This window comes from Arthrobacter sp. D1-29, assembly GCF_054130585.1.
Window position 1 is genome coordinate 4,007,938 of sequence record NZ_CP096383.1, and the last position, 20,282, is coordinate 4,028,219.

Consider the following 20,282-nt stretch of genomic DNA (forward strand, 5'->3'; position numbering starts at 1 on the left):
CCTCCTGAGGCCTGCTTGAAGCATCTGGAAGAGGCATGATGGCAATGCTTGTCCCGCTCGCACTGGTGGCCTTCTCGTCAAGCCCCATTGACCAATCCGTGTCAGGGGACCTGGCCGGAGTCCTGAAATTTTTCTCCATGCCCACGGAACCCCGCCTGGTTAATTACGAATTTGTCGAATCCGCAGCGAACGTGGTGCTATTTAGCCCGTTGGGGCACGCGGCAGCACTGGCATGTGCAGAAAAGCGATGGTGGCAAATAGGCATCTTAGGCACGCCAGTGTCCGGCGGCATCGAACTCGGACAGCTGAGGTTTATTCAAAAACGGTTCGCGAGTGCGCAGGATCATGTCACAAATACCACAGGGGCAGTCATAGGGGCGCTGCTGGCCGTTGCGGCCCTTAAACGGCCAGGCCAGGCCCTCTGCGGCGGGCATGCAGCAGCAGTAGCTGCGGGGACTAGCTGACGAAGCCCTTCATCCAGGTCTTCAGATCCTCGCCAAACTCCACACGCTCGGAGGCAAGCGTGATGACAGCCTTGAGGTAGCTCAGCTTGTCTCCGGTATCGAACCGGCGGCCCTTGAATACCACTCCGTACACGCCTGAGCCCTCGCCCTCGCCAGCAGCGAGTGTCTGCAGCGCGTCCGTCAGTTGGATTTCGCCGCCACGGCCCGGACCGGTTTTCTCCAGGATGCCGAAGACGGACGGGTGCAGCACGTAGCGCCCGATCACCGCCAGGTTGGACGGCGCCTCACCAGGAGCCGGCTTCTCCACCAGGCTGTTGACGCGGACGTAGTCCTCGCCGTCAATGGCCGTGATGTCCGCACATCCGTAGGCGCTGATCTGGGACGGATCCACCTCGATCATGGCGATGACGGAACCGCCGGTCTTCTGTTGCACCTCCATCATGGTGCTGAGCAGGCAGTCGTTCTCATCAATCAGGTCATCACCCAGCAACACGGCGAACGGCTCGTTCCCCACGTGCTGGCTGGCGCACAGCACCGCGTGGCCAAGCCCCTTGGCCTCGCCCTGGCGGACATAGTGGATGGGCCCCAACTGGGAAGCGTGCTGCACGGCCTCCAGGCGGCTCTTGTCGCCCTTCAGCTCCAGGGCACGCTCCAGGCCGGGTTCCCGGTCAAAGTGATCTTCCAGGGAGCGCTTGTTCCGCCCCGTGATCATCAGCAGGTCGGTGAGGCCTGCCTGAACGGCTTCCTCCACCACGTACTCGATGGCCGGCCGGTCAACCACCGGCAACATTTCCTTCGGCATCGCCTTAGTGGCGGGCAGGAAGCGAGTTCCCAATCCGGCAGCAGGAATGACGGCTTTGGTTATAGCTTTCCCCATTGTCATAGCTGAACCATACAAATGAGCACGTGAACATAGCAATCTCTGGCATGCAAACTTTGGCTCGCGCTTCTCTGAAATGCCCGAAAACCCTCGGCATACCCTGGCTTTTGCAAACCCGGCCGAGCGAGGACGACGCCGAGCGTTTGGCAGGGCCATGACGTCATTGGCTAAGCTGGGCATTCACCCCTCTGACGTTGGAGACACCCTCGCATGCGCACGCCTGAAACCAAACGCACTGATCGGAACCCTAATCAACGTTTCTCACAGAGGGATGCAAGGAAGACAACGAAGATCGCTTTGGTGGTTGCTGCGATGGTAGCGGCAGTGATCGCGCTCGTCATGGTATTCACGGGGCTAACCCCATCGAATTCGAACTCTCTGGTCCAGCCTATTCCAACCACAAACAGCTCTCTGCCACCGGCACCGACAGTTTCCTACTACGACCAGCCTGGCCCACCGGCTAATTCGCCATTGGAAGCAGTTGAACCACTGAAGGTTAAGGTCACGGGAAATGAGCTCGGTACGGTCCTGAACCAGGGTATGACAGGCATTTCACTAGAAGCGACCGATCTGGGGGATGCTGCCTTGAGCAGCTCAAACACCTCCCTCGCAAAGCTTCTGACTGAAGTTGACGAACCCGTGTTGCGTTTCGGAGGCAACGCCGTGGACCGTCGCTTCTTCTGGACCTCGTCGGGCGAGGCGCTCCCAGCCACGTACAAGGGGGACAAAGCGCATCCCGCCCGGGCTGTCGGCCCGCAGGACCTGGCCCGCGTCAATGGCTTGCTTGAAGCTGTAAACGCGAAGCTGAGCCTTACCGTCGATCTTGGCCACTTCGATCCGGCACGGGCCGCCGACATGGTGAAGCACGCTTCCACCATCTTCGGGGATCGACTCATCAGTGTGACGATCGGCAACGAGCCCAATGGCTTCGGCGCCAATGGTGTGCGTCCCGGAGGTTACACCACCGATGACTACGTTAGAGAGCTAAAGGCATATGCCACGGCGATTTACGCTGCGGCACCCAGCGTCGCTATCTCCGGCCCAGGAACCTACAGCAAGGAATGGTGGCAGCCCTTCATCGATGCCGACATTCCTCAGAAAAAGATCCTTTCCTTCCACAATTATCCCCTCCATAGTTGCAACGGCGACGACCCCAAATCGTCGCCAACAATTGGAAACCTCATGACCCCGCTCATGCACCAGCGTGCCGCTGACTATCAGAAGGCCGCCATTGAGGCAGGGAAATCAGCCGGACTGGAAACATGGCTCCCCGAAACGGGTATCGCAGCATGTCCCGGTTCGAACGAGACCTCCCGTACGCACGCGTCAGCCTTGTGGACGGCGGACTACTTCCTCAACGCTGCGCAGCTGGGAATTGCCCGCATCGGTTTCCACAGTTCATTGCTGACGTGCGCAGGGGGGCCACCCATGTCCGTACTGTGCAGTGGCGGCCCCTACCTCAAGCCGGATGGACAGTTTTCGGGCAGGGCAAACTTCTTTGGGCTGGCCATGGTGGCTGAACTTGAAGGCGGAAAGTTCCTTGAACTTGAGAGCTCGGGCGGTGGCCTGGCCTACAGCTATGCCCTCCGGAACCCGGACGGCAGTACCACTGTGGTTCTGGTAAATCAGAACGATCCCGAAAAGGCCGCTCAGACGGAAGTAACCCTCTCCCTGCCAGGACAGCCTCTGACCGGAACCATGACCCAGCTAACCGGGCCCAGCTACAAGGCCGAAGACCAGACAATCATTGACGGCGCAAAGGCAGGACCTAAGCCTGTGGCCGAACGGCTGACTGTCCCTGGCTTTGCCTACGGCTCCACTACACAAACGTTTCCGCTGACTGCCGGCACCGTGACGGTACTGAACTTTACGTACTAGACCGCCGAACCACTACAGGCCCGCCGCAACTCTGCGGCGGGCCTGTAGTGGCATCAAGGACGGGAAGCGCCCTAGGAGGCTGCTGAAAGAACGCGAACATAGCAATCTCTAGCCGGTAAACCTCGGCTCACGCTTCTCCTGAAAGGCCAGGAAACCTTCGGCATAATCGTCGCTTTTACAAAGCCGCGCCTGCTCCGAATTCTCCTCTTCCATGGCCTCCCACAGGCCCAGGCGCTGGTCCCGGATGTGCGCCACCAGCTCCTTGCTCGCGGTGAATGCACCGGTGGCACCCATGGCCACCTTGGCCACCACCGCCCGCGTGTTGTCCAGGAGTTCATTCGCCGGCATTGCCCGGCTGAACATACCCTGCGCCACGGCTTCCGCCCCCGACATCAGCTCCGCCGTATAGATCAGGTCCAGCGTCCGGTGCATGCCCAGGCGCTCAGTGAAGTACCAGTGCCCGCCGGAATCCAGCGTGGCGCCCAGCTTGGCGAACGGGGAGCCGAACTTGGCGTTCTCCGCCACGTACACCACATCCGTGGCCAGCAGCAGGCCCAGCCCCACGCCCAGGCACGCACCCTGGGCCGCAGCAAACGTGGGCGCCGGAAAGGAGCTCATCTTCTTCAGCAGCGGCTGGACCAAACCGCCCAGGTAAGCGGCGGCGTCGTCGCTCTCCGGCCTCACGTGTGAGATGTCCCGTCCCGCGCAGAAGGCGCGGCCCTCTCCCCGGAGCAGCAGCGCCCGCACCTCACCGCGTGAGGCGGCGTCAGCAGCGGCGTCGTACGCGTTGGCCAGTTCCGCCAGCGCCTGCTCGTCCAGCGAATTCAGCTTGTGCGGCGCGTCCAGCACCACCTCGGCAACACCATTGTTGATGGAGAGGGAAATCATCGAAGCTCCTGTTCTGAGAGGTACGTAAAGCTAGACGTCGAAGTCGACGGTGACTTCCGGGGTGGTGGGGTGGCTCTGGCAGGTGAGCACGTAGCCCCTGTCCAGTTCATCCTGCTCCAGCGCATAGTTTTCGTCCATGGCCACGCTGCCGGTGACCACCTTGGCCCGGCACGTGCCGCACACTCCCCCGGCACACGCGAACGGTACATCCGGGCGGACGCGCAGGGCCGCGTTGAGGATGGACTCCCGGGCATGCGTGGGGCTGGCCACCTCACCCTGGAGGCCGTCCAGCTTGAACGTGATCTTGTACGTCTCCTTGGACTCGTCCACCAGGATCGGCCGGCCGGCGTGGCCCTCCGGCCGATCCGGCTTGCCCGACGTGAACAGCTCAAAGCGGATGTGCTCCGGCTGCACGCCGCGCTCGGCCAGGGTGTCCCGGCACAGCTGCACCAGCTCGAACGGCCCGCACAGGAACCACTCGTCCACATCGTCCGCGTGGATGGCGGTGCCCAGCAGCTGCTGCAGCTTCTCGGCGTCGATCCTGCCGCTGAGCAGAGGCGCGATCCGCTGCTCCCGGGACAGCACGTGGTGGATGGCCAGCCGCTGCGGGTACTTGTCCTTCAGGTCCGCCAGCTCCTCCAGGAACATCACGTCCATGGCGGCCTTGTTGGCGTAGATCAGGTCAAAGCGGGTCTCCGGGTTGGCGGCCAGCAGCGTCCGGGCGATGGCGATCACCGGGGTGATTCCGGACCCCGCGGCGATGGCCACAAAGCTGCCGGGCTCCCCCGCCAGGTCCTCCGGATGGTTCATCGAGTTCATGACGTTCTGGTCCACGAGGTTGCCGTCGCGGCCGTGCTTGGACACGAACGCGCCCATGGGGCTCATGACGTCCAGCGTGTCCCCCGCCTTCAGCTCCGCATTGGCCCAGGTGGAGAACAGCCCGCCCAGGTCCTTCTTCACGGCCACCCGGATCTCGCTGCTGCCGTCCTCAAACGTGCGCGGCTCCGCGCAGATGGAGTAGCTGCGGCGGATCTCCTTCGGCTCGCCGTTCTCATCCGGCAGCGTGGTGCGCAGGGCAACATACTGGCCGGGCAGGTAGTCGAACTGGCCGGCCAGCTCCCTGGGCACGTGGAAGGCCACCTCGATGGCGTCCTCGGTGAGCCGGCGCACCTCCTTGACGGCGAGCGTGTGGAAGGACGGACGACGGCGGCCGGTGGCCTGCGCCGATTCGGCGGCGGTCTGGCGGACAACAGGCATGGGGCTTCCTTACAGGACTTTGAAGTAGTCGAACGGTTCCTTGCAGTCCTGGCACACGTACAGCGCCTTGCAGGAGGTGGAACCGAAGCGGGTGAGTTCCCTGGTGTTCAGGCTGCTGCACTGGGGGCACTTGACGGCCAGGGTCAGGCGGATGGGGCCTGCGTGGCGTGCTGCATCGCTTCGCCCTGTTGGGGGCGCGATGCCGTACTCCTGCAGCTTCTGTTTTCCTGCCTCGGTCATCCAGTCCGTGGTCCAGGCCGGGGCGAGCACCAGGTCCACCTGGACGTTGCTGTAGCCCTCTTTGGCGAAGGCTGCCTTGACGTCGTCGCGGATGGCATCCATCGCCGGGCAGCCCGAGTAGGTGGGCGTGATGGTGACCCTGACGGCGGGTTGCGCGACGGGCTTGCCCAACTGACTCGCAGTTAACGTCGTCATTTCGCCTTTTCGCAGCGTTAACTGCGAGTCAGTTGGGTGGGTGGTGCCGCCGTCGTGCTGGTCCACGATCTCCACCCGGCGCAGGATGCCCAGGTCCTCGATGGTGAGCACCGGGATTTCGGGGTCGACCACAGTGGCGGCGATCTCCCACGCCGTCTGACGCGGCGTCTTCGGCCGCGGCGTCCTGGTCCTGGTCTCAAAATCGGAGATGTACATGGTTGTCACCACGTCGCTCCGGGGTATTCCCGGGCCAGGACCTGCATCTCGGCGAGGATGTAGCCCAGGTACTCTGAGTGCCGGCCGCGGCGGCCGCCGCCGGGGGCAGCGGGAACGTCCGGCACGTCCAGCTCCGCTTCTTTGAAGACGTCACCGGTCAGCCGGTCAAAATCTTCCCTGAGGCTGGAAGGCGCGACGGCGGCACCGGTTTCAGCCAGGCGGGTGGCCAGGTCGTCATCTTCGAAGAGCTCGGCGACGTAGGGCCACATCAGCTTGAGGCCGTGAATCATCCTTTGGCGGGACTCGTCCGTGCCTCCGGCCAGGCGGAGGATCCACTGAGCGCTGTGGTCCCGGTGGTAGTCCACTTCCTTGACGGCCTTGGCTGCGATGGCGGCCAGGGTTTCATCGGTGGATTCGGTGAGGCGGCGGTACAACTCGAACTGGTAGTAGCTCACGATGAACTGCCGCGCGATGGTGGCCGCGAAGTCCCCGTTGGGCTGTTCAAAGAGGTGGGCCGAGCGGAACTCGTGCTCGCGGCGGAAGTAGGCCAGATCGTCCTCGGTCTTGGCCGCGCCGTTTTCTCCCAGCGCTCCGCCGGCATAGCTGAGGAAGGAGCGGGCGTGGCCCAGCTGGTCAAGGGCGATGTTGCCCAGGGCCACGTCCTCCTCCAGCTCAGGCCCCCGGGAGATCCAGTGGCCCAGCCGCTGGGCCAGGATCAGGGCGTCGTCGCCCAGGCGCAGCGCGTACTCGGCAACGTCCTGGTCCGGACGGGCCAGGCCGGTGCGGACCTCCAGCGCGATGTCCTCCGGGCGCAGTGCGTTTCCCGGCGTGATGCGGGTGGCGGAGGCGTTGCTGTCCCCGCTGCCTGATGGTGCCGCCACGCCGGTGGAGATGTCGCCGTGGCCGCTTGCTGTTTCTGCCTTGGTTTCGGGGCTGCTCACAGGTGCTTCACGCCTTCGCTCTTGGTGTAGTACGTCGCATGCCGGTAATCCTTGCCCTGCGGGGACTCGAAGAAGGAGCCCTTCGCGTCAGGATCACTCGCGGCGATGGCATCGGCCGGGACCACCCAGATGGACACGCCTTCGTTGCGGCGGGTGTACAGGTCACGGGCGTTGCGCAGGGCCATGGCGGCATCCGGTGCGTGCAACGATCCAGCGTGCACATGGCTGAGGCCGCGGCTGGACCGGACAAAAACCTCCCAGAGGCCCCAGGCGTTGCGGTCCACAGCTGTGCCTTCCGCGGCTGTCCCTTCCGAAACCTCCGGGCTGGCCTTCGGTGCCTCGCGCTTGATTTCGGCGGCCGAGTTGGCTGGCTCTTCAGGGTTGCCGTGCGGGCTCATGCTGCGAATTCCTTCTGCTTTGCGGACTGTTTTACTAGCTCTCTTTGATGCTGTTTCGCCGCATAAGCGGCGGCCGCCTCACGGACCCAGGCGCCGTCGTCGTGCGCTTCCCGCCGGCGTTCCAGCCGCTGGGCGTTGCAGGGCCCACGGCCGGAGAGGACTTCCTTGAACTCGTTCCAGTCCAGCGGGCCGTGTTCCCACTTTTTGGTGTCTTCGTTGAAACGGACCTCACTGTCCGGGAGGGTGAGGCCCAGCACGCGGACCTGCTCCACCATCATTCCCACGAACCGGCTGCGGAGTTCGTCGTTGCTGAAGCGCTTGATGTTCCAGGCCATGGACTGGCGCGAGTTGGGCGAATCATCGTCCGGCGGGCCGAACATCATCAGCGCCGGCGCGTACCAGCGGTTCACGGCGTCCTGGGCCATCTGCTTCTGCTCGGGGGTGCCGTTGGCGAGTTCCAGCAGGATCTCGAAGCCCTGCCGCTGGTGGAAGGACTCCTCCTTGCAGATCCGCACCATCGCACGGCCGTAGGGACCGTAACTGGCCCGGCAGAGCGGCACTTGGTTGCAGATGGCGGCGCCGTCCACCAGCCAGCCGATGGCACCCATGTCCGCCCAGGTCAGCGCCGGGTAGTTGAAGATGCTCGAGTAGCGGGCCTTGCCGGCGATGAGGTCAGCCATCATCTTGTCCCTTGTTTGACCGAGGGTTTCGGCAGCCGAGTACAGGTACAGGCCGTGGCCGGCCTCGTCCTGGACCTTGGCCATCAGGATAGCTTTGCGCTTCAGGCTGGGGGCCCTTGAGATCCAGTTCGCTTCGGGCTGCATGCCAATGATCTCCGAGTGCGCGTGCTGGGAGATCTGCCGCAGGAGGGTTTTGCGGTACGCGTCCGGCATCCAGTCCTTGGGCTCGATCCGCGAATCCTCCGCCATGACGCGGTCAAAGTTGGCCCGGCCGTCAGCCTCCCGCTGTTCGGCGGCCTGCTGTTCGTCCGGGGATAGCCCAGCGGGCACTGACTGCAGATCATGCGCTGCCATGGTTGCTCCTATGCATTGGCCTTCAGTGGCTCATTTATTTACCGACCGTTCGTTCAGGATATGCGGAAGCGGCGAGGAGCGTCAAGCACGGCCAGATGCTCTCTCACCTTCTGCAGGCTTTTCCCAGGGCGCTCTCGCACTTCCGTCAGGAGGTGCGGATCCGCACCCTTGGGACGAAGTTCCCGCACCCGATGCAGTTGAGTCGCCATGGACGCCAGACGCCGGCAGCTTGCCGTGATTCCCCGTCCGCTGATCTCCACGGGAAAATGTCACACCCTCCCACGATGATTGATACATGGGAAGCGCAGCAGTGGCGAAAGCCTACAAGGACATCAACGCTGCTTTTGATGTCCTTACCGCCGAATTAAACGAGACCCTCCCCTGCGCGGCGGCTGATGGCGATCCATTGGCCGTCCTTGCGGATACTTGCCTGGACATTCTCACCGGAACAGCAGGTACAGAGGCTCGGATGGCTGCCTTGAAGGCCCAGGCTGCCGCGAAGTTCGCGGATAGGGCGAGGTCGGCCGCACCTCCAGATGAGCCCATCATGGCGCAGGAGGCGGCTGTGGCTGCGGAGATCGCCTGCGCGCTGACCATCGGCCCGCGCGCGGCGGGTTCCCTGCTGGCCCAGGCCCACGAACTCACCACCACCTTGCCGCTGACCCTGTCCGCCCTGCAGTCCGGCACCATCTCCTGGCAGCATGCTCGGGTCATGGTCGACGAAACAGCCACCCTTGATCCCGCAGGCGCTGCGGCATTGGAGGCGCACTTCCTGGGCCGTGAGGCACCGATTCCGGCCAGCGCCTGTGCCGCCGGGGAAATGCCGGCGTCCCGGTTCCGCCACAAGGCCCGCATCTGGCGCGAACGCCATCAGCCGGAAAGTATCGAGAAGCGGCATGCCAAAGGTGTCCTGGACCGGAGGGTCGAATACACACCGGACAAAGACGGCATGGCCTGGCTTTCCGCCTACCTGCCCGCGGTGACAGCAGTCGCGATCTGGAACCGGACCACCGCCGTCGCCCGCGGCCTCCAGGGCATTGACGAAACCCGGAACCTGCCCCAACTCCGGGCTGACGCCTTCGCCACCGCACTCCTCGGCGGAAATGGCGGCAGTGTCGGTGACGGCGGGGAAGCCGGGAACTCAGGAAGAGTCCCCACCCCACGGGCCGAGGTCCTGGTGACGGTCCCAGTATTTGCCCTGCTCGGCGCCACGGATGAACCGGCCGTTCTAGACGGGTACGGGCCCATCCCCGCGTCGATGGCCAGGGACGTGGTCGCCAACGGGGCTGACTCGTTCCACCGGGTCCTGGTTGACCCCCGTGACGGCGCGCCGCTGGAAATCGGACGGAAGAGCTACAGGCTTACCAAAGCGATGCGGACGTGGCTGCGGATGCGAGACGGCAGATGCCCCTTCCCCGGTTGCAGCAACCACTCTCTGGACAATGAGGCAGACCACCTCCTCGCCTGGCAGAAGGGCGGAACCACCGGCGTATCGAATTTAGGACAGCCGTGTCCCCGGCATCACCGCCTCAGACATACCAGCGCCTGGACGCCAAAACCGGCCCGCAAGAATGAACCACCTGGCTGGATATCGCCTTCCGGCCGCCACTACAAGAGCGAACACCAGGACTGGGAACCACCGCACTGGCCCCAGGACCTGGAATGGCAGCTGAATCCGGGCCTGAATCCGGGCCTGAATCCGAGCCCGAAACTTCCGCTGCAGCCAGGGCTGAAACTGCACCTGCAACCGGAACTGAAACCAGGCCTGACGTCCAACGGGCATCTTCCCCCAGCGCCGCGTGACTCTTCCTGCATCTCGCCGGATTTCATCCACGTCGGGCTGTCCATGGGAGAGGGCAGCATAGAGCGGTTCCTGCATGGCGCCTGATCAGATGCCCAGGGGTGGCTAGTATCGTGCCCTATGCGCAGCGCGAAGGGTTCTTTCTTCGAGTTCATGCCGGGGCCGCTGCCTCGCCTACGATGGGCAGCGTGAAGATTGGGACCGCGGCCGCGTGGATGGAGAGGCACCAGATCGGGTTGTATCTCGCCGCGATCATCGGCGGCGGTGCAGCGGGATGGCTGGCGCCCCAATCCGCCGGAGCCCTGGAGCTAGCGATCAATCCAGTCCTTGGCGTGCTGCTCTACGCCACGTTCCTGGGGATTCCCTTTGCCGCTATCGGCACTGCCATCCGGGATCTGCGGTTCATGGCCACGGTGCTGATACTCAACTTCGCCGTGGTGCCGGTGGTGGTTTTTGCGCTCACCCGGTTCATCGCCGGCGATCAGGCATTGCTGATTGGCGTTCTCCTGGTCCTCCTGACACCTTGCATCGACTACGTCATCGTGTTCACCGGCCTGGCCGGCGGGGCAAGTGACCGCCTGCTGGCTGCAGCACCGGTGCTGATGCTGGTGCAGATGATCCTGCTGCCTCTGTACCTGCTGGTTTTCGTAGGCCCTGGAATCGTGTCAACGATCCACCCCGCACCTTTCGTTCAGGCGCTGGTGGGGTTCATCCTGGTTCCTTTGGCCCTGGCCGCGCTGACCCAGTCATTGGCTCGCCGGGCGAAAGCGGGACGGGTCATCATGGCGCTCATGCACACCCTGATGGTTCCGCTGATGATGGCAACCCTGGCAGTTGTTGTGGGTTCGCAGATTGTGGGAGTCCGGCAGGAGCTGGGCGCGCTCCTGGCAGTGGTTCCGCTGTATGCCGCGTTCCTGCTGGTGATGGTGCCCTTGGGAATGCTCGCGGCCAGGCAGGCACGCCTGGACATTCCCGCCACCCGCGCCGTGGTGTTCAGCGGGGCCACCCGCAATTCCCTGGTGATCCTTCCGCTTGCACTGGCCTTGCCCGAGCCCCTGGCCCTGGCCGCACTGGTGGTGGTCACCCAGACTCTCGTGGAACTTATCGGCATGCTCCTCTACGTCCGGTTCGTGCCTGTCCTCGTCCCCGCGGGTCAGCGCCAACAGCTCACGTGAGCCCTGCTGCAGGGGGTGGGCATGTCTCCCAAATTCCCGGCCGACGAACGGCTTTATCCAGTCGGTGTCCCTTGGTCCGCCAGGAGGTTTTGGGGGCCACGCCTAGTATCCAGACTACGACGAGGAATTCTCCGGTCGTCTCGCAGCGGAGTCAAGGAGACGGGAGCTGACTTCATCAGTTTTGAGACCGGAAGCCAGCTCCCCGACGGGCTCCCCCACGTGAAGACCAGAGGTCCTCCCCAGCAAGGAACCAAACACCCGCCAACGCACATCATCCTGCAGCCCGTACGCCCCGTCAACGCCGAAACGCCGGTCCATTGGTACAACTACGATCTCGGCTAAACCTATATCTGTCATCCTTACCGGCGGAGGCGTTCCCAGGCCTCCAGAAACCGGTATGAAACGGCTGGCGGAAATGATTTCAAAAACGGCAGTGAAATCCAAGGAAGATCTGGTTAATGGAGTCGCCAGTGCCCGGACAAAGGGCGATGGACAGGCCGGGGATGCCGGGGCCAGTTCGGACGTGGACGACTTTCTATCAGGAGCACCGCACCGACGGAAGCCACTCCAACTTCTTCCGGCTGGAGAATCCGGAGCGCGAAGACGCCTAGGGTGATCGGATTCCCACTGTCCCAATTTTAGAGGCTGCCTAAAATGGCTCTCCGTTTCCCCCGCGCCTCCGCGTGGCAGTACCTTCTGGACCCGCCCCTTGCCGCCCTGCTCCCTGATGGTGGGTGCATTGCTTCAAACTTGGTTTTCCCGCCGGCCTACTTGATTACGGGACCCGAAGGCGTCAGTGGGAAGTGAGGTCATTCATCGAAGTATGTATGCACCGCGGTATTGGGTGAAACTGATTCGATGACTCCTGCCGCAACGTCGCGCAATTTGACGTTCCGCGAGCTGGAAGCCTTCACCAGGATTGTCATCGCAGCCTCCTGGCTGCACCGGTTCTGCGCCATGATCACGCCGGTAGCAACATCGATGGCGGTACGGCTCTTCATGGCCGCTTCCAAGTTATCCTTCGCGTCCCGCAGCCTCGTTAGGCGCAACTCGAGCCTCAGCGTTTTCGCGGACTGCTCACCGAACAGCTCTGCGCGTGCGATCTCCTCTTCTGTGAATGCATGTGGCCGTGAAGAGTAGATGTTCAAAGCCGCGGAGGACTCTCCCTCCAAGGGCAGCGGAACACCAAGGATTGAGCGCACTCCTTCGGCGGCGACCGCTTGGATGTACGGGGGCCAGCGCAGCTGGCTGGCCACATCAGGGACATGCATAGTGGTTCCGGTCCGCATCGCAGACAAGCATGGCCCGTCACCGTAGGCGTATTGCATTTCATCCATCACCCGGGCGCGGGGGCTGCTGCACGCGACCGTGACAGGCTTTTTCCGACGCACCACAGTGACGTTGCAGGAGATATCGGACCCGGGCGGTGAGAGGAGTGAGGCAGAAAAAACGGCGAATTCCTGGAAGAATTCCTCCGCATCAGAGGTTTCCAGAACCAGGTCCTGGAGATGGGAAACGACTCCGTCAAGCTCTGCAGGGATGGGTAAAGCGTCCATGGCACGTCCTAAGGAAATCCTCAACCGCTTGCAGATCAGGCGGAGCGAAGACGCCCGCTTCTGAACGTTTCCTTCCCAGCGTACATCCCCATCAGCTTCCTGAATGGAAAGGAAATATCAGCTGGGTCCTCCCCGGCATGAGTCGACCGAGGTTATTCCACACGGGACGCAGGTCTAACCAGACGGACAGAAGGAAGCCTGCTGGTCCCACCTTGCCCGGCGGTTGAGGCGCGGCACCAGTATTTCGACGGAATGATTTAGCTACAGCAGGGCAGGGACCCCGGCCCAGTCAAGGCGTAGACTTAGGGTTCGTGCCCCGACAGGTCAAAAGCTTCACGTTATCTGCCTGAGGGGCTTAACAGGAACGAGGCCGTCATGGCCCAGGAACCCAACCTCCTGCCCCAGGCAGTCGTCGCCGAGCACCTCCAGGACCTCGTGCTCCAGTGCGCCGATGTGGAGCAAATGCTCAACGAGCTGGCTGCATTCTCCGCCACCAGCCTTTCCACCCACAACGAAGTCTTTTGCGGTGTCACGTTGATGCGGAAGAAGAAGGCAAACACTGTGGCCGCCAGCGACGACAGGGTCCTTCCCTTGGACGAGCTACAGTACGGCTTCGGCGACGGGCCCTGCCTCACCGCTATCCGGGAGCTGGCCACAATGCACGTCCCGGAACTGCGGGAGGAACACCGCTGGCCCGCCTACACCACCGCCGCATGGAAACAGGGAATCGGTTCAATCCTCTCCGTCCCCCTCCCACTCGAAGGTCAAGCGAACGCGGCCCTGAACATCTACTCGACTCAGACGCACGCCTTCAGCGGCGAGGACATCGACAAGGCCGAAGCCTACGCCGAACAGGCCTCCAAAGCCCTGCGCCTGGCTGTCCGGATCGCCAGGCTCACCGACGCCCGGAAGAACCTGACGGCTGCGATGGAGTCCCGCACTGCGATCGACCTTGCCGTCGGCGCGATCATGGCGCAGAACCGTTGCAGCCAGGAAGCAGCCTTCCAGATCCTCAGAATCGCTTCGAGTACCCGAAATCTGAAACTCCGAGAGGTCGCCTCCTCTGTCATCAAATCGGTGTCCCAGAACCCGAACGTCCTCACCCATTTCGACCCGTAAAACCAAGATTAATCCGCAAAATTCATTGGCTCTTGTAAACATTTAGGAGCAGAAGCAAGGATTGAACATGGAGGATGTGCAGCTGGCGGCGCAGACCCTTATGCGTGAACAAGAAATGGATCCCTGGGAGCTCTGGGTCGTGTTCTGGGGCCACGGCGGGAACCTCGATGCGCTTTCCTTCGAGGCATTCATCCAGGGCCTCATGCCCGGAGACAACCACGATTTGGAAACATTGCGCTGGACGTTGAAGGACCTCCGCATCCAGTAACTCGGAGCGCTTCCCGCTCCACTTGTCTTCCGCATCCTTAGCTAATTTGGCGTTCCAAGCGGAAACCGGACAACGCTCTCTATCGCCCTACGGTCCCCAGGCGGCTTTGGGTTGCTGCTTGTTATAGCCAGGTCGCCGTGCCCCTTCATCGGGGTCAGGGGCATACAAAAGTATGGCCAAGTTGGACAGCTTGCTGCCGGAATGGAGGCACGCAACCGCAGCAGCGAGCAGAAGCGGATTCTGTCCGTCGAAGCAACGCCTGTATTAGGGAGGAAATATGCGAAGCGCGGCCGCTCCTCAACTTGGCAGTTGGTGCCACATTGCGGACATGCCCATCTCCTTCGTGAAAGCGATCCACCCACTCAGCGTCCGCTTGCCACTCCTTTCCAGATCGTCTGCCACGTACCATCAGGCATTCAGGACCGCCTCAGGGTTCGGGAGACGCCCAACGAGGAGCCGGACACAGGAAAATCACTCCGTCGAAACACTGCGGCAACGTCGCCCGGCCATGCTTGGCCTTACGGGGATACAACGAGCAGGAGGCGGCTCATCATGGAAGTACAAGCAGCACAATCTGTCCAAACCGAGTCAAGCGACATCAGGACTGGCGATCAGATCGAGGCGTGGCACAACGGCAAGCTTTTTCACCAGGGCCGGGTCACCGCCGTCGTACCTGTTTTGAATCTGTTCTGGATCCTTGACGCGAGGACCGGAACCCGCAGGCTCCTGGATCCGGAAGCGCTGGAAATCGTCCGCGTGGAGCCGGGCTGACCCGCACTCACACCAACCCCTCCCCTCCTGAGTTTTTGTCCATTTGTGGCGACTTTGACCCCCTTTAACTCGCCATAACTGGACGAAAACTCGGGGGTGGGCGGCATGTTCAGCGTTGGCCGGGAAGGGTAACGTCGGAAACAAGGAACGTGCGTTTTCGACGAAAGAGGCGGACAGTGAACCCGGATCAGACAGCTGCCGGTCCCGGCGGACCGGAGGCACCGTTCGACGGCGACCCCGGGTTTCCCGACGACCCCGCCGAGGGCGCCCGGCGGCTCCAGGAATTTGTGATGGACAGCCCCGACGTGGGTCTTTTCCTCACGGAACTGGCAACCATGGCCGCATCCGCCCTCACCACCCAGGACAATCCGGTGGTGTGTGGTGTTACGGTCATCCGGCAGCGGAAGCCCAAGGTGGCGGCCAGCAGTGATGCCCGGGCGCAGTCGCTTGATGAGACGCAGAACGGCTTTGGCGACGGCCCCTGCCTGACAGCCCTGCGGCAGGAAAGCAGCGTCCTGGTTCCCGAGCTCCTGGCTGAGACGCGCTGGCCCGAGTACACACGGACCGCCGTGCAGCAGGGAATCCGGTCCATCCTTGCCGTGCCGCTCGAGCTGGCCAGCGAGGCAGAAGGCGTGGTGAACCTCTACTCCGGCCAACCCGGCGGCTTCTCGGAGGAAGACGTGCGGACAGCCGCCAACTTCGTGGCCAACGCATCACGCTCGCTGCGCCTGGCCCTGCGGATGGCACGCCTGCGCGATGTCCGCGACGACCTCATGGCAGCAGTCCAGACCAGGACCGCGATCGACATGGCGGTGGGCGCCATCATGGCGCAGAACCACTGCAGCCAGGCGGAGGCCTTCCAGATCCTCAATAGGGCCTCCAACACCCGCAACATCAAACTGCGCGATGTTGCGTCCACTGTCATCTCGTCCATTGGCAGGAAGTCCGACGGCGGCTCCTCCAACGGCGGGTCACCTACGGGCGGTCCGGTCAACGGTAAGCCATCGAACGGCAGCCCGTCTAACGGCGGCCCCGGGGCGAAGACGCGCTGATCCGGCTGTTCAGGAAACGGGCCTGAGCGCCGGCACCACCGTGACCGATCCCAGGTTCGGCAGGCTGCTGCGGGCAGCCTTCTCCAGCCTGGACGCGGAGTCCGCGAAGTCCTCCAGCAGCACGGCATTATCTGCCGGAACGGTGATTTCAGCGTGCAGCCGGTGCCCGCTCCAGCGCAGCCTGGCGGAGCTGCCTTGAGGTGCAAGGTCATGGACCAGGCGTTCAAGGCTGTCAGAGAGCGCGGGATCGACGCCGTCCATCAACCGGCGCCCCACGTCCCGGACCGTCCCCCACAGGAGCACTGCTATCGCAGCGGAGATCAGCAGGCCAACGATCGGGTCAGCCAGGGGGAATCCCAGCCAGATGCCGATCACCCCTGCCACCACGGCCAGCGAAGTGAAACCGTCGGTCCGTGCATGGACGCCATCGGCCACCAACGCCGCTGAGCCAATCCTCCGGCCAACCCTGATCCGGTACATGGCCACCAGCTCGTTGCCTGCAAAGCCCACCAGCCCGGCGGCCAGGACCCAGCCAAGATTCTGGACGGGCTGGGGCTCAAAGAACCGCCTGATGGATTCGACGCCGGCCACGACGGCCGAGAGGGCGATCATTGCCACAATGAACAGCCCCGCCAGATCCTCGGCCTTGCCGAAGCCATACGGGTACGTGCGCGTGGCGGGCCTGCGTCCGAGCAGGAACGCGATCCACAGCGGGACGGCGGTCAGCGCATCGGAGAAGTTGTGGACGGTGTCGGCGAGCAGGGCCACCGATCCGCTGACAAGCACAATGGCCAGCTGGAAGACTGACGTGGCGCCGAGGCCCAGGAGCGACACCTTCACAGCGCGGATCCCCATGGCACTGCTCTCCAGGGCGTCATCCAGGGAATCTGCTGAGTCGTGGGAATGCGGGACGAACAGCTCGCGCAGCCAGCCCTTCAGCCCGGTGGAGTGCTGATGGCCGTGGTCATGCGGGTGGTGAGCGTGACTGTGAGCGCCGCTGTCCTGCGCGTGGTGATTATCGCCGTCGTGACTGTGAGCGTCGGCGTCGTGCGCGTGGTGAGTATCGCCGTCGTCCGCGTTATCATGGCCGCCGCCGGCGGAAGGTGCCTGCTTACTCATGCCCGGCCTCCTTTGGATAAGGCAGTCCCGTGATGAGGCGCCGTGCCGTGGTGCGGCGCCGTGCCCAGGGCGTGTTCGGCCTGGTGGATGGCGTCGGCGACGAGCTGCCAGGCATGACCGTCCTGCAGCCGGTAGTACACCTTGGTTCCTTCCTGGCGCGTGGAAACCATCCGGGCCAGGCGCATCTTGGCCAGATGCTGCGATACGGCTGCGGCAGATTTGCCTGCCTTTTCAGCCAGCGTGTTGACGGGCAACTCGCCGCCTTGCCGGAGTGCCAGAATCAGCCGGACCCGGGTGGCGTCCGCCAGCATCGCGAACACTTCCACCGCAAGTTCGACGTATTGGCTGTCCGGAGTCAGTCCGCATGCCTTCGTATCTGCATTCATACGCAGATACTTTCATAGCGATGACAATCCTTCAAACGCGAACCGACTCCGAACCTCAATACCAAGCCGGCATTACGCAGATGGGACGGTTGGACCCGTGGACCATCTAAGCAGTGCCGCGATCTCTGCGCCCTCCGGCAATACGCCTCCTGGAACCAACAGGACGTTTGCATCTGTGAGGGCAGCAGCGCGCAGGAGGGCTGCAGGCGCCGGCACCTTGCCCACGATGCCTGCTCCGAGTGCTTCCTCTTCCGCATTGGCCACCCAGGGCTCGGCGTCCAGGGCCAGGAGAGTCCGCTCGGCGAACGCAGCGTCATTCAGAACCAGCGTTTCCACCTGAGCCTGCTGGAGGGCGTGAACCACCGCTCCAATCCCGGTGGCTGACTCCGGATTGGGCTGCCCTTCCTGGACCGCCAGGCGTTCCATCACTCCCTGCTGCTCCTGGGCCCACTGCTGCGCGACGCGCTCATCCACCTGGTCATTGAAGGCATCCCGGTCCGCCCCGCCCGTGTGGGTATGCGATTCGATAACCGTCAGCAGGGCACGGCTGGCGTCAGAGAGCTGCTCCTCCACCAGTCCGCGGGCCCTGATATCACCGGCAAGCACCAGTAAACGCGCACCGCTGGTGCGAATGACCCGATCGATCTCGTTGGCAACCTCGTTGGCATTCCGGCGCCAGATCTCCTCCGTGCGGTGTTGGTATTTGCCTTGCGACCAACCTCCTCCCGGGACCTTGCTGAGATTTTCGCTGGATCCCTGCACATCCGTTGTGCTGGCTGCCCCCGGACGCCCGGCGTAATGCAGGCGGATCTCGCCGTCGTCGCGTCCCACTTCGGCAACCACATACGGGAACTCCTCGGGCCGGTGCTTTACCAGGGGCAGCAGATCCGGAATCGGCTCAACAGCGACTCTTGGCGGCAGCGCCAGCGGGCCCGGCAGGAGCTCGTTAATCTCAGTCTTTCCGTCCCGGACAAGAACGAACCTTGCCAAGGGGGAAGGCTGGCCCTCGGCCGGGCGCAACGCCTCCTCCATCGCATCAAGATCCTGCTTGGACGCGCCTTCCCCCTCCAACGCGGTCCGGACGTTGCCCGGCGTCACGTCGGCGGCTTCCAGTGTGTCCACGGTTCCTGTGCCGGCATTGACGTAGGCGACGCACCACGGCCCGGGCTGTCGGTAGAGGTCAGCGTATTGCGTGAGGCTTAGCGTCACTGTGGTCCCTCCTCGTCGTCGTCCTGGTCCTCGATGTATTCTTCGGCGTCAGCCGGGACGCGCTTCGTTGGGTCAAGGGCATCCCGGACGTCGTCTGGATCGGTGTCGTCCGGAAACGGCTCGGTCTCCCGAAATTCTTCGGCGTGGGCTGGCTTGTTTCCCTTGACCATCCCGTCGGTTTCCTGCTTCATCTTGTCGTCCAGGCCCGGTCCATGCGTGGTGTTTCCGCGTTCGGCCATGACGAACTCCTTCCTTACTGTGGTGCCTACATGGGGTCTGTGGTGGTGCCGGACGTGGTGCCCATTCCAGACGTGGTGCCCGTGCCAGTTGCATTTCCCATCCCAGTGGTGCCCGTGCCCGTGGTGCCCGTGCCGCTGGTGCCTGCGCCGGAAGCGGCACCCATGCCGCCTGCGCTACCCATTCCGCTAGAGGTCCCTGCGCTTGAGGTACCTGCGTTCGAGGTCGCTGCGCCTGCGCGCGAAACGGGGATTTTCCGCGATGCAGTGGTGGACTCGTCCGGTACAGGAACCCGGACTTCAAGGACGCCGTCGGTATAGGAAGCGTGGATGTCGCTCTCGTTAACCGGGCCGGGGAGGGCCACTGTGCGGGAGAAAGTGCCGTAGCGGAACTCGGAGCGGTATCCCCGCTTATCCCTGTGCTCGGATTTCTCCTCGTGCCGCACTTCGATCCGCAGGTCACTGCCTACAAGCGTGATGTCAACGTCCTTCTCTGGATCGATGCCGGGAACTTCGGCTTTGACAACCATGTCCCCGCCGTCGCGGTATTCCTCCACCCGGAGCCAGGGACCCATGTCCCCCTCCAGGAACCGGCGCAGCGGTTCGGTAATGTCAGAGCCTGCCCGGCGGATGATGCTGTTCATTGTGCCCATCTCCTTGTCTACTGTCCGATCCCCTCGGCAGCCGACGCAACCCGGGGAACGGGGTCGGATTTCCGGCAATTTCACGATACTTCCGCCCGGGTCATCTTGTTAAGGGCCTCCGGGAATATCTGCGGCCCATGCCGGGTTGCGTAGTGAGCCCGAATATTTCGGGACCGAAAACACAAGGAGAAAGCCACAAAATGTCAGTCGACTACGATGCTCCGCGCTTGGCGCCCGAGGATGAGTCGAACGAGCCACTGGATGTGCTGAAGACCGAGAAGAGTGCCACTCGAGGCGCTGTACCGGACTTGGACGAGGCGGACCTGGCGGACAGCTTTGAGCTGCCCGGTGCTGATCTTTCCAACGAGGAACTCCTGGTCCAGGTCATCCCGGTCCAGTCCGACGAGTTCACCTGTATGTCGTGCTTCCTGGTCCACCACCGCAGCCAGCTGGCCCGCGAGAAGGACGGCAAGAAGTACTGCAAGGAGTGCGAGGGCTAGGCAAAAGAGCCACCCAACTGGGCAGCCCAAACTGGGTAGCGTCAAGTGTCGTTAT

22 protein-coding genes are annotated in these 20,282 nt (G+C 63.2%); 9 read left to right on the forward strand and 13 right to left on the reverse strand.

The genetic code is table 11. The features are described from left to right. Positions 1-44 precede the first annotated feature (44 nt). Positions 45-464, forward strand: a complete 420-nt coding sequence (locus tag M1E17_RS18145) for a VanZ family protein (protein ID WP_457967826.1) — start codon at positions 45-47, stop codon at positions 462-464. Here M1E17_RS18145 and galU read toward each other — a convergent pair. Continuing rightward, complete coding sequence (gene galU, locus M1E17_RS18150) at positions 457-1,347, reverse strand: UTP--glucose-1-phosphate uridylyltransferase GalU (protein ID WP_457963320.1); 891 nt, start codon at positions 1,345-1,347, stop codon at positions 457-459. The genes M1E17_RS18145 and galU overlap by 8 nt on opposite strands. A gap of 582 nt (positions 1,348-1,929) precedes the next feature. On the opposite strand from galU, the gene M1E17_RS18155 reads away from it, so the two are divergent. Continuing rightward, on the forward strand, positions 1,930-3,222 hold the full coding sequence (locus tag M1E17_RS18155) for a hypothetical protein (RefSeq protein WP_457963321.1): 1,293 nt from the start codon (positions 1,930-1,932) through the stop codon (positions 3,220-3,222). A gap of 108 nt (positions 3,223-3,330) precedes the next feature. Here the strand turns inward: M1E17_RS18155 and M1E17_RS18160 are convergent, their stop codons facing one another. Genes M1E17_RS18160 through paaA form a run of 6 tightly spaced genes read right to left on the reverse strand, consistent with a single transcriptional unit; the run spans position 3,331 to position 8,391 of the window. Next, positions 3,331-4,110: an enoyl-CoA hydratase/isomerase family protein gene (locus tag M1E17_RS18160; protein ID WP_457963322.1), complete on the reverse strand. Its 780-nt coding sequence runs from the start codon at positions 4,108-4,110 to the stop codon at positions 3,331-3,333. 30 nt (positions 4,111-4,140) lie between these two features. Next, positions 4,141-5,367, reverse strand: a complete 1,227-nt coding sequence (gene paaE, locus M1E17_RS18165) for a 1,2-phenylacetyl-CoA epoxidase subunit PaaE (RefSeq protein WP_457963323.1) — start codon at positions 5,365-5,367, stop codon at positions 4,141-4,143. Between the two features lie 9 nt (positions 5,368-5,376). After that, positions 5,377-6,018, reverse strand: coding sequence for a 1,2-phenylacetyl-CoA epoxidase subunit PaaD (gene paaD / locus M1E17_RS18170; protein ID WP_457963324.1), 642 nt, complete (start codon positions 6,016-6,018; stop codon positions 5,377-5,379). Between the two features lie 5 nt (positions 6,019-6,023). Next, a complete protein-coding gene (gene paaC, locus M1E17_RS18175; protein WP_457963325.1) occupies positions 6,024-6,959 on the reverse strand; it encodes a 1,2-phenylacetyl-CoA epoxidase subunit PaaC in 936 nt (311 codons plus the stop codon). After that, a complete protein-coding gene (gene paaB, locus M1E17_RS18180) occupies positions 6,956-7,357 on the reverse strand; it encodes a 1,2-phenylacetyl-CoA epoxidase subunit PaaB (protein ID WP_457963326.1) in 402 nt (133 codons plus the stop codon). The genes paaC and paaB overlap by 4 nt, the downstream gene beginning before the upstream one ends. Beyond that, the gene (gene paaA / locus M1E17_RS18185; protein WP_457963327.1) at positions 7,354-8,391 is read right to left on the reverse strand and encodes a 1,2-phenylacetyl-CoA epoxidase subunit PaaA; all 1,038 of its coding nucleotides are present in this window, start codon (positions 8,389-8,391) and stop codon (positions 7,354-7,356) included. The genes paaB and paaA overlap by 4 nt, the downstream gene beginning before the upstream one ends. Positions 8,392-8,686: 295 nt before the next feature. Between paaA and M1E17_RS18190 the strand changes: the two genes are divergently transcribed. Beyond that, complete coding sequence (locus M1E17_RS18190) at positions 8,687-10,279, forward strand: DUF222 domain-containing protein (protein WP_457963328.1); 1,593 nt, start codon at positions 8,687-8,689, stop codon at positions 10,277-10,279. 92 nt (positions 10,280-10,371) lie between these two features. Beyond that, complete coding sequence (locus M1E17_RS18195; protein ID WP_457967828.1) at positions 10,372-11,367, forward strand: arsenic resistance protein; 996 nt, start codon at positions 10,372-10,374, stop codon at positions 11,365-11,367. A gap of 809 nt (positions 11,368-12,176) precedes the next feature. Here the strand turns inward: M1E17_RS18195 and M1E17_RS18200 are convergent. Further along, a complete protein-coding gene (locus M1E17_RS18200) occupies positions 12,177-12,923 on the reverse strand; it encodes a GAF and ANTAR domain-containing protein (RefSeq protein ID WP_457963329.1) in 747 nt (248 codons plus the stop codon). 375 nt (positions 12,924-13,298) lie between these two features. Between M1E17_RS18200 and M1E17_RS18205 the strand changes: the two genes are divergently transcribed. The 4 genes from M1E17_RS18205 to M1E17_RS18220 all read left to right on the forward strand — a co-directional run bounded on the left by M1E17_RS18205 (position 13,299) and on the right by M1E17_RS18220 (position 16,133). Then, positions 13,299-14,042, forward strand: coding sequence for an ANTAR domain-containing protein (locus M1E17_RS18205; RefSeq protein ID WP_457963330.1), 744 nt, complete (start codon positions 13,299-13,301; stop codon positions 14,040-14,042). Positions 14,043-14,109: 67 nt separating this feature from the next. After that, positions 14,110-14,310 carry a hypothetical protein gene (locus M1E17_RS18210; RefSeq protein ID WP_457963331.1) on the forward strand — a complete coding sequence of 67 codons (201 nt, stop codon included), beginning with the start codon at positions 14,110-14,112 and terminating at the stop codon, positions 14,308-14,310. Between the two features lie 552 nt (positions 14,311-14,862). Beyond that, positions 14,863-15,081: a hypothetical protein gene (locus M1E17_RS18215; RefSeq protein ID WP_457963332.1), complete on the forward strand. Its 219-nt coding sequence runs from the start codon at positions 14,863-14,865 to the stop codon at positions 15,079-15,081. Positions 15,082-15,257: 176 nt separating this feature from the next. Continuing rightward, positions 15,258-16,133, forward strand: a complete 876-nt coding sequence (locus M1E17_RS18220; protein WP_457963333.1) for an ANTAR domain-containing protein — start codon at positions 15,258-15,260, stop codon at positions 16,131-16,133. A 9-nt stretch (positions 16,134-16,142) separates the two neighbouring features. Here M1E17_RS18220 and M1E17_RS18225 read toward each other — a convergent pair whose 3' ends face one another. From M1E17_RS18225 to M1E17_RS18245, 5 genes are all read right to left on the reverse strand, one after another. Then, on the reverse strand, positions 16,143-17,252 hold the full coding sequence (locus tag M1E17_RS18225) for a cation diffusion facilitator family transporter (RefSeq protein ID WP_457963334.1): 1,110 nt from the start codon (positions 17,250-17,252) through the stop codon (positions 16,143-16,145). Beyond that, positions 17,249-17,638, reverse strand: a complete 390-nt coding sequence (locus M1E17_RS18230) for an ArsR/SmtB family transcription factor (protein ID WP_457963335.1) — start codon at positions 17,636-17,638, stop codon at positions 17,249-17,251. Before M1E17_RS18230 ends, M1E17_RS18225 begins: the two co-directional genes overlap by 4 nt. Before the next feature lie 72 nt (positions 17,639-17,710). Further along, complete coding sequence (locus M1E17_RS18235) at positions 17,711-18,847, reverse strand: baeRF2 domain-containing protein (protein WP_457963336.1); 1,137 nt, start codon at positions 18,845-18,847, stop codon at positions 17,711-17,713. Further along, the gene (locus M1E17_RS18240; protein WP_457963337.1) at positions 18,844-19,086 is read right to left on the reverse strand and encodes a hypothetical protein; all 243 of its coding nucleotides are present in this window, start codon (positions 19,084-19,086) and stop codon (positions 18,844-18,846) included. Before M1E17_RS18240 ends, M1E17_RS18235 begins: the two co-directional genes overlap by 4 nt. Before the next feature lie 26 nt (positions 19,087-19,112). Continuing rightward, positions 19,113-19,727: an Hsp20/alpha crystallin family protein gene (locus M1E17_RS18245; protein WP_457963338.1), complete on the reverse strand. Its 615-nt coding sequence runs from the start codon at positions 19,725-19,727 to the stop codon at positions 19,113-19,115. A gap of 200 nt (positions 19,728-19,927) precedes the next feature. On the opposite strand from M1E17_RS18245, the gene M1E17_RS18250 reads away from it, so the two are divergent. Further along, positions 19,928-20,227: a DUF4193 domain-containing protein gene (locus M1E17_RS18250; RefSeq protein WP_457963339.1), complete on the forward strand. Its 300-nt coding sequence runs from the start codon at positions 19,928-19,930 to the stop codon at positions 20,225-20,227. Positions 20,228-20,282 lie beyond the last annotated feature (55 nt).

Excerpts from the sequence above, each read along its gene's own strand:
- M1E17_RS18210 (WP_457963331.1), top strand. The coding sequence starts at position 14,110 with ATGGAGGATGTGCAGCTGGCGGCGCAGACCCTTATGCGTGAACAAGAA.
- paaA (WP_457963327.1), bottom strand. The coding sequence starts at position 8,391 with ATGGCAGCGCATGATCTGCAGTCAGTGCCCGCTGGGCTATCCCCGGAC.
- paaB (WP_457963326.1), bottom strand. The coding sequence starts at position 7,357 with ATGAGCCCGCACGGCAACCCTGAAGAGCCAGCCAACTCGGCCGCCGAA.
- paaD (WP_457963324.1), bottom strand. The coding sequence starts at position 6,018 with ATGTACATCTCCGATTTTGAGACCAGGACCAGGACGCCGCGGCCGAAG.
- M1E17_RS18195 (WP_457967828.1), top strand. The coding sequence starts at position 10,372 with ATGGGCAGCGTGAAGATTGGGACCGCGGCCGCGTGGATGGAGAGGCAC.
- M1E17_RS18205 (WP_457963330.1), top strand. The coding sequence starts at position 13,299 with ATGGCCCAGGAACCCAACCTCCTGCCCCAGGCAGTCGTCGCCGAGCAC.
- M1E17_RS18190 (WP_457963328.1), top strand. The coding sequence starts at position 8,687 with ATGGGAAGCGCAGCAGTGGCGAAAGCCTACAAGGACATCAACGCTGCT.
- M1E17_RS18225 (WP_457963334.1), bottom strand. The coding sequence starts at position 17,252 with ATGAGTAAGCAGGCACCTTCCGCCGGCGGCGGCCATGATAACGCGGAC.
- M1E17_RS18215 (WP_457963332.1), top strand. The coding sequence starts at position 14,863 with ATGGAAGTACAAGCAGCACAATCTGTCCAAACCGAGTCAAGCGACATC.
- M1E17_RS18240 (WP_457963337.1), bottom strand. The coding sequence starts at position 19,086 with ATGGCCGAACGCGGAAACACCACGCATGGACCGGGCCTGGACGACAAG.
- galU (WP_457963320.1), bottom strand. The coding sequence starts at position 1,347 with ATGACAATGGGGAAAGCTATAACCAAAGCCGTCATTCCTGCTGCCGGA.
- M1E17_RS18230 (WP_457963335.1), bottom strand. The coding sequence starts at position 17,638 with ATGAATGCAGATACGAAGGCATGCGGACTGACTCCGGACAGCCAATAC.
- M1E17_RS18250 (WP_457963339.1), top strand. The coding sequence starts at position 19,928 with ATGTCAGTCGACTACGATGCTCCGCGCTTGGCGCCCGAGGATGAGTCG.
- M1E17_RS18245 (WP_457963338.1), bottom strand. The coding sequence starts at position 19,727 with ATGAACAGCATCATCCGCCGGGCAGGCTCTGACATTACCGAACCGCTG.
- M1E17_RS18160 (WP_457963322.1), bottom strand. The coding sequence starts at position 4,110 with ATGATTTCCCTCTCCATCAACAATGGTGTTGCCGAGGTGGTGCTGGAC.
- paaE (WP_457963323.1), bottom strand. The coding sequence starts at position 5,367 with ATGCCTGTTGTCCGCCAGACCGCCGCCGAATCGGCGCAGGCCACCGGC.
- M1E17_RS18200 (WP_457963329.1), bottom strand. The coding sequence starts at position 12,923 with ATGGACGCTTTACCCATCCCTGCAGAGCTTGACGGAGTCGTTTCCCAT.
- M1E17_RS18145 (WP_457967826.1), top strand. The coding sequence starts at position 45 with ATGCTTGTCCCGCTCGCACTGGTGGCCTTCTCGTCAAGCCCCATTGAC.